The sequence below is a fragment of the Bartonella sp. CM120XJJH genome (assembly GCF_042194715.1).
Taxonomy (GTDB): Bacteria; Pseudomonadota; Alphaproteobacteria; order Rhizobiales; family Rhizobiaceae; genus Bartonella.
The window spans coordinates 162,047-169,711 of the sequence record NZ_JBHINE010000004.1; the positions used below are offsets into that span (position 1 = coordinate 162,047).

9 protein-coding genes and 1 pseudogene are annotated in these 7,665 nt (G+C 35.9%); 8 read left to right on the forward strand and 2 right to left on the reverse strand.

Annotation, left to right across the window (positions count from 1 at the left end; translation table 11 throughout):
* Positions 1-401: 401 nt before the first annotated feature.
* Positions 402-623 carry a BrnA antitoxin family protein gene (locus tag ACFIKU_RS03310; RefSeq protein ID WP_375656673.1) on the forward strand — a complete coding sequence of 74 codons (222 nt, stop codon included), beginning with the start codon at positions 402-404 and terminating at the stop codon, positions 621-623.
* A gap of 228 nt (positions 624-851) precedes the next feature.
* Complete coding sequence (locus tag ACFIKU_RS03315) at positions 852-1,709, forward strand: hypothetical protein (RefSeq protein WP_375656674.1); 858 nt, start codon at positions 852-854, stop codon at positions 1,707-1,709.
* Here the strand turns inward: ACFIKU_RS03315 and ACFIKU_RS03320 are convergent.
* On the reverse strand, positions 1,693-2,232 hold the full coding sequence (locus tag ACFIKU_RS03320; RefSeq protein WP_375656675.1) for a hypothetical protein: 540 nt from the start codon (positions 2,230-2,232) through the stop codon (positions 1,693-1,695). The two genes, ACFIKU_RS03315 and ACFIKU_RS03320, sit on opposite strands and share 17 nt — an antisense overlap.
* A gap of 575 nt (positions 2,233-2,807) precedes the next feature.
* Positions 2,808-3,179, reverse strand: a complete 372-nt coding sequence (locus ACFIKU_RS03325; RefSeq protein ID WP_375656676.1) for a hypothetical protein — start codon at positions 3,177-3,179, stop codon at positions 2,808-2,810.
* Between the two features lie 152 nt (positions 3,180-3,331).
* On the opposite strand from ACFIKU_RS03325, the gene ACFIKU_RS03330 reads away from it, so the two are divergent.
* The 6 genes and pseudogenes from ACFIKU_RS03330 to ACFIKU_RS03355 form a co-directional block, all read left to right on the forward strand.
* The gene (locus tag ACFIKU_RS03330; protein ID WP_375656677.1) at positions 3,332-5,263 is read left to right on the forward strand and encodes a DUF637 domain-containing protein; all 1,932 of its coding nucleotides are present in this window, start codon (positions 3,332-3,334) and stop codon (positions 5,261-5,263) included.
* Between the two features lie 53 nt (positions 5,264-5,316).
* Complete coding sequence (locus ACFIKU_RS03335; protein WP_375656684.1) at positions 5,317-5,886, forward strand: SMI1/KNR4 family protein; 570 nt, start codon at positions 5,317-5,319, stop codon at positions 5,884-5,886.
* A gap of 54 nt (positions 5,887-5,940) precedes the next feature.
* Positions 5,941-6,402: an SMI1/KNR4 family protein gene (locus ACFIKU_RS03340; protein WP_375656678.1), complete on the forward strand. Its 462-nt coding sequence runs from the start codon at positions 5,941-5,943 to the stop codon at positions 6,400-6,402.
* Between the two features lie 108 nt (positions 6,403-6,510).
* Positions 6,511-6,989, forward strand: a pseudogene (locus ACFIKU_RS03345) (SMI1/KNR4 family protein).
* Positions 6,990-7,116: 127 nt separating this feature from the next.
* Positions 7,117-7,419, forward strand: coding sequence for a type II toxin-antitoxin system RelE/ParE family toxin (locus ACFIKU_RS03350; protein ID WP_317994005.1), 303 nt, complete (start codon positions 7,117-7,119; stop codon positions 7,417-7,419).
* Positions 7,406-7,665 (forward strand): addiction module antidote protein (locus ACFIKU_RS03355; protein WP_375656679.1); only part of this gene is annotated, 260 nt, incomplete at its 3' end. The genes ACFIKU_RS03350 and ACFIKU_RS03355, both read left to right, overlap by 14 nt.

Below are 7,665 nucleotides of genomic sequence, written 5' to 3' on the forward strand. Positions count from 1 at the left end.
CCTTATAAATGTATGAATATAAAGTATAAAAATAAGATTTAAATAGGGTGACGCTAAAACAAAAAGTAATCTTAGAAAGCACCGTGTAAAGTTTTGAAATAGCTGCATGTGTTTTTTCAGATCCATTCTCCATAGCTAAACAAAACCGTATTGAAAATGGAGAGTATGGTTAGCAAGCTTTAGTGCTTGTGGATGTTTTTATCACTATTCGTAGCGCATACTGTCCATGACGATAAAGATGGCATAGAGGTAATTCGTATTATTTCAGCACGGCGAGCCAATTTGAAAGAGAGAAAACGTTATAAAGAAGAAAGTTCGTTATGAAATTGATGTGGGTAACTTATCGCCTGTGACAGATGAACAGAGAGTTGAAATTGATAAATTGGCTGTAATGTCGGATAATGCAATTGATCATAGAAATATTCCGTCACTCAATGATGCGTTCTGGAAAAACACCGCTCTCAATTCGTTTTATAAACGAACAAAAACTGTTTCTAACTGTGCGTGTGGATTCAGATATGCTAGCGTGGTTTAAAAGTCAAGGGAAGGGATATCAAACGCAGATTAACGCCATTTTACGTGATGCCATGCTCCGTTCAATGCCTTATTTTTCCTCTACTTAAAAAGCAGGGAAGGGGAGTCATATTCTAAAAATCTAAGCAGCTCTCACTGCAGAGTTCTCTAAAACTCGGATTGCTTTTGCAATTAAAATTTTATAGCTTCAATTTTCAGTTAAATGATTCTAAACAACGCAATATATTTTGGATATACTACCTCCTCATAATCACTAAGATAATTTAGGCAGCACCCACCTCTGATAAGACTGTAGACATTGTAATTATGTTAACTTTATGAATACTATTAACTTTCTTTCTTATAAATATAAAATAGATCCAGCCTCAGAATTAGTTAATATTAATGGTGTTGATAAATTTTTAGAGGAAGGAAGATACTCTATTAACCGTGATAATCAATGTGCTACCTTAATAATCGAAAAGTTTTCTGTGAACTCGAAGATTTGCTATTGGATTTATGTTTTAACGGGAGAAAATAGCCCTTATAATCCTGAGGTTATTGATTCTGAAAATGACTTTCAGAATATTCCTAACCCACGTTCTAAAAATCAGATTGAACAGAATAAGCAATATTTTGGAATTTTGATTCCTATAGAGTTAACTCTTTTTTCTTCAAATAAAGAGTTAAATAAATTCTTGCAGCTACACTACAAAAAATCTTTTCCCCCGAAAACGATTGATATCTCACCTGATATTGTTGGTAAGGAAGAGTTTGAAAAAAAATTGCGTTTAATTAAAGAGATAAAACTGAAATATACACAACCAAAACAATCAGACTTTTTTGCAATGCAATCAGAAGACAACTTGCTAAAGATGGCTAAACTTTTGTTGGGTGAATTTCCCACGGATGATTATTCTGAAATGGAACTTGACTTGGGTATCAAATTTAAAGAAAAAAATAATTTAAAGAATTATTTTTTGAATCTTTTTAAAAAATATAAATTAAATCCAGAATTTAAAAACATAAGTTTTGTTGGAAAGACACATAATAATTTTGATATAATCTTTAATACTGAAACTTTTCAACATAAATTTGCTATTAAAACAAGTAAAAATGATAATGGTATGTATAATGAAGGTCATATAAAAGAAAAATTAAAGCATGAAATCGTAAGTTTTACTGTATCTCTTTAATAGAGCACTGTAGCGTGTAAATAGATATATTTATTAAACTGCGTGTACGCAACATAAGGAAGAATACACAGACTAAAAAAAAGTACCAAATTATAATATTTGAATATCCAAGAGCAATATCTAAGTACCAAAGTACGGTATCCAATGAAAAAGAAAACTTGTGCTCCACGTACTTAGAAATGACAGGCAAAGAAACAGTTTCTTTATAACTACTTGGGAAAATTAAAACGACAAGCGCTAAAATTATTAACTTTAGGAGACTGTGCATATACTGATGTAACTCACATGTTAATCTCTTCCAACCTGTTGTATTGCCGCATTTATATTGTGGGTTGTTTTGCAACTCAGAAGGGATATTAGAATTGCATAAAATTGCAAAAACAGTTGTTACGATCACCAAAGAAATAGACGCGAATGTCAAAATACCCTGAATAAAGTCAAGATTTTTTCTTATTCCTAAAAAACATATAAATATAAAAATTATAACGCCAAACAAGGCTTTTCTCTTCTTATCTGTAAACATATTTATTTCCTGTGAAAAAATTATGATCTCAATTTCTTAAATTATTTTCTGATATAAAAACACAAACTACCTTTTAGTCTTTTTAGCATTTGCTTTTCTTTTAATAGCAATGTCTTCTATTGCATCCAGTTGCTTTTAATATTTTAGTTAACCTCGTCTATGATTTATCTATAGTTGATGATAGCTTTAAACACAGAGCTCCATAATCCCAAACTCTCGCTTGCATTTTGATACCCAAATCCACCTTTCAACAAAGCCCATAGCACTTGCAACCCTTTCATAAAGATTAAAGAAAAGCTCTGTTATTTCAAAAGTACACGAAAAGGAATCATAATTGCCGCAACATTTTTTGCGCTGATGCTGGCGACTCATGTTTTAAAAAACAAATATTTTGAAATTCGTGTATCCTAAAATCCTTAATTTGTATTAATGGATTTATTTACTTTATAAATTTGATACTATAGAGCCATTTTGGCTTCTAAAAATATATTGTACATTAAAAAAACTTTTTAATCACTCTTTAAATGCATATCCAATCCAAAAATGATCAGCACTTTTCACTATTTTGCTATTTTTTAGAAATCTATTTTAAACTCTCCTATCATTAGTTCATGAAGAGTTTTGGCTCGTGAAAGAAGATCTTTTTCAATCTCTTCATAATACTTAGAAAAATCTGTTGCTCTTGGAATGATTTTTTTAGACATGCCTTCTACGTTGCTCTGCAAAATGCGTTTTAAGGACTCTTTCAAAATCAATAAGGAAAAACCTTTGAGTTCAGTTTGATAAGCTTGAGAAGAGGTATCATAGTCCATATATTTTCGCATGTGGAAGCTAACACAAGAGAACAAGCGAAAAGTATTAGAGATATCATCATTTGAAGCTTTTATAGCAATAAACCTGTGACGCCATAGGTAAGCCTTAAGTACATTTTCTTTGTTTCCCCACATAAGTTTTTCTTCATTCGGTTTTTGTTTTTAATTTTCCATACGACACACTGCTATTTCAGGCTATTTCTTTGGAGTGATTAAGATTTGTAAGGAAAGTTGATTGGCAAGCAGTTAAGGCTGAATTTAAAGACTGGGATTATAAAGCCCAAGGATTGACAGAAGCCGGCGCAGCTATCGTGGCATTGGCTGTCACGGCGGTTACGGGCGGAGCAGCCTCGGGCGCTGCCAGTGCCATTACAGGTGCTTTAGGGCTTGGCTCGAGTACCGTCATGAATGCGGCGATACAGGCAGGTGTCCAAGCGCTGATTAACAAAAGCGCTGTGGCTCTTGTCAATAATCGCGGCAATATTGCCGGCGCCTTGCATGAGCTTGGCTCTTCCAAGAATATTCTCAGCATTGTCTCTTCGATGTTGACAGCAGGCTTAACCAGCCAAATAACGGAAATGGCTGGTGTTGGACAATCTTTGCCAAAAACCGCTCCTTTTGTCGATCGCATTGCCCTTGAAGCGAAAAAGAACCTGATCAAAGCCGCCATTGGCACGAGCGTTCAAACGGCTCTTGAAGGCGGCTCTCTTGACAAGAACTTTTTTAACAATCTGCGCATCGCCCTGTCTGATACGGTTGGCAAATCGTTGGCAGAAGAAATCGGTACCGCCAAGGCAGAAGGCAAAATAGATACGGTCACTCAGATCGTTGCCCACGCCGGTCTTGGCTGCTTAAAAGGCGCTGTTGCGAGCGGTGCTTGCTCTGCCGGTGCTATCGGCGGGGCTGTGGGCGAAGCCACTGCTATGCTCCAGTTTCAATTGTGGGTGCAAGGCATTGTGAAAGAGGAAATGGGGGATCTAAACGGTCGCACCCCTACTGCGGAAGAGGAAGCGCGTATAAATGCAAGGATTGATGCGCAGTTTGCTGACTTTAGAGACCACACCATTGATGTTGCAAGGGCTGCTGGGGGCGTTGCCGCTGCCCTTGCCGGTGGCGATGTTGATGCCGGCGCCGATGCCGCAGGTAATGCCGCTGCAAATAACTACCTCAGCAGTGCTCAAATAGCCCAGATGAATAAAGAATTAAAGGAGTGTCCTGACCTTTTATGTGAAGCAGAAGTGTCTGCGAAGTGGTCTGCGATTAGTACAGGGCAAGGTATAAGCTTTGGGGCTGGTATAGTAGCTGGTGTACCGGCTGAAATATACGATACGCTTGATGGTTTTTGGCAACTAGCCAAACATCCCGAAGAGACTTTGAAAGCACTTAAAGATTTTTTCAGCAGTGGTGAGATTTTGGCGACAATTGGTCGGACCCTTGGACAGTCCTATGTAGATCGCATTAATAAAATGGAGGAGGAATATGAGCGAGCCGGTGCTGGTGGATCCTTTAAAGCTGGACTTGAATTTGGAAAATTATTGACTGAAACAGCATCCCTAATGACAGGAGTTGCTGGAGCAGCCAAGGGAGCCATAAAGCTTGGCGAAAAGGCTGTGATCAAGTTCAATGCTAGGAAAGATTTTGCTCAATTCGCTTCCAAGAAAAATCTTGCAGAACTTGCAGCTCAAGGAGATCCTGACAAACTTGCGGCTAGGAAAGAACTAACTAAACTCGCTGCTAAAGAAAAAAAGAAGTGGTTAAAAAAGAAACCCACTAAATTTACCGATAGCAAATTTGGACAGACCTACACAGTTTATCGGAGAGACGACCTGTTTGATCCTTACAGAGTTTCTGATTGGAAAAATAACAAAAAAACGGTATGGGGCACTAATATTGATAGAATGAAAGCAAGAAGAGCACCTATAGGATTTGATAATAGGTCGGTTGAGTTGCATCACCTAAATCAAACCCCTGATGGACCCTTAGCAGAAATGAGCCATGAATTTCATAAAAAATATACTTCTGTTATTCATGCTAATCCAAAAACACATCAATCGCTCATAGAGAGAAAAAAGTTTGAGAAGCAGAGAGAGGAATATTGGTATAAACTTGGTAATGGGTATGGAGAACAAGAAAACAGTAGTTTAGGAGGAATAATCAATATGAAATGGGGCATTATAGGTCTAAATTTTGACAGATGGAGACAGGAGCATCGGCAGTAATGCTCTACGGTTGATGAAAAGAAACTTATAGAATAATTGATGGAGCATAATTGATGAAACCCTATACCTTAGATGATGTTATACAATTAGTTGATAAATATAATGGTGATATTATCAATTTTGGTACTGAAGATGACGCAGTTGATGATCTCGTGATTGAAAGGGCGGAGAAAGCTCTCGGTTTACAATTCACATCGTCTTACAAGAGTTTTTTAGAACATTGTAAAGGCGGGGACATTGGTGGTGATGAAATCTATAGTCTTTATGAGTATCCTATAGGTGTTTCTGTTAATGACATTGTTTTTCAGAACTTAAATGATAGAAAAGATGGTTTTGCAACACCAGAACAGCTTGTTGTTAGTAGAACAGACTTTGGTGAAACCTTTTATTTTGATTATACGCAGTTTAGGGATGGAGAATGCCCACTCTATGTCATGCTTCCATCTGAAGATTGCGAATATTACGCTAGCAATTTTTATGAATTCCTTTGTAAAAGAATTAAAGAAAGCGCGGGAGAAGAGATACCTGATGGTGATCAACCGATTGAAAAGATTGAGCACACTCCCACTCCGCAACCTATCCCTTTTTACAAGAGTTTTTGGAAAAAACTATGGAAGAGGTGAAATTGATAGTGAGGAAATATGGAGCGTTTATAACGCAAGTTTTGAGGATCATCCATGAAAACCTATACCTTAGCTGATGTTTTAGAATTAGTTGATAAATATCAGGATGTTATCGATTTTGGCACTGCAGAGGATGCGCCTGATGATATATGGATAAAGAAAGCTGAGGAAACTCTCGGCTTACAGTTCACAACTTCTTATAAAGATTTTTTGAAAAATTATGGAGGAGGAGAAATTGGTTGTGAAGAAATATTTAGCCTTTATGGGGATTATGTAGGTATTCCTGCTGGTGATATTGTTTATTATCACTTAACAGATATAAAAAATGGTTTTGCGACATCAGAACAGCTTGTTGTGAGTAGAACTGATTTTGGTGAGACATTTTTCTTCGATTATTCTCAATTCCAGAATGGAGAATGTGCACTCTATTTTGATTTTCCACCCAAAGATCCACAATATTATGCAAGTAACTTCTATGAATTCCTCTGTAAAAGGATTACAGATAATTTGAAGTAAATTTCTTTGTATGGTGGTTTTACTTTCAAATTGCAATGTTAAACCACCATTATTTTTTTCTTTTCAAGAATGCAAGCGTCGTTAATATTTTTTAGGGGGGAAGGACTTATGAAAACTTATACTTTAGCTGATGTTGTACAATTAATTGATAAAGTAAATAAATATGATGATGAGATTATCAATTTTGGTACTGCAGAGGATGCAGTTAGTGATGTACGGATTAAAGAGGCAGAAAAAACTCTCGGTTTACAGTTTACAACTTCTTATAAGGATTTTTTAAAAAATTATAAGGGAGGAGAAATTGGTTATGAGGAAATTTTTAGCATTTATAACGCAAGTTTTGAGGATCATCCTGCTGGTGATATTGTGCATAAAAACTTATATCATAGGAAACATGGTTTTGCGACATTAGAACAGCTTGTTGTCAGTAGAACTGATTTTGGTGAGACATTTACTTTGATTATACTCAGTTTCAGGATGATGAATGCCCACTCTACGTCGAGATTCCATCTGGAGCGTCACATTATTATGCAAGTAATTTTTATGAATTTCTCTGTAAAAGAATTATGGAACAAGCTGGGGGGTAATGACCTGGATTAAAAAATTGACATCTTTCTCATTCGGAAAGATAGCTTGGTTAAGCTTCATGTCGCTCTTTCATTGGAACAAAAGAATGTATTTGACATTATCAATTTTGTAGCATATAAACTACAGATGTTTATTGTTAAAAAAACACACTATTTTACAGAGTGGTTAGACTCATTAAAAGACAAACAAGTGCAAAAGAAAATTGCTGCACGTATTTTCCGCCTTGAATATGGGCTTCTAGGAGACGTGAAATATTTCCGTGGTATTGGTGAGTTAAAAATAAATTATGGACCAGGCTATCGGGTTTATTTTGTAAAACAAGGAAAACAAATCATTTTATTGTTAAATGCTGGTGATAAATCCACACAACAAAAAGATATCGAAAAAGCCCTTCAATTAGTAAAGGAAATGAAACATGGAAATTACTAAATTTGATGTAAGTGAATATTTTAACACGCCTGAAGACTTTAAGATTTTATTAGATGATGCTTTAGAAACTAAAAATAGTGGTTATATTGCACATGTATTAGGTATTATTGCACGTAAACAAGGAATGACAGCTGTTTCTCAAGAGACAGGTTTAAATCGCGAGTCCCTCTATCGTTCTTTAAGTGATAAAGGCGACCCACGGCTTTCTACTTTTCTCAGTGTTTTGAGTGCTTTAAATTTGCAGAT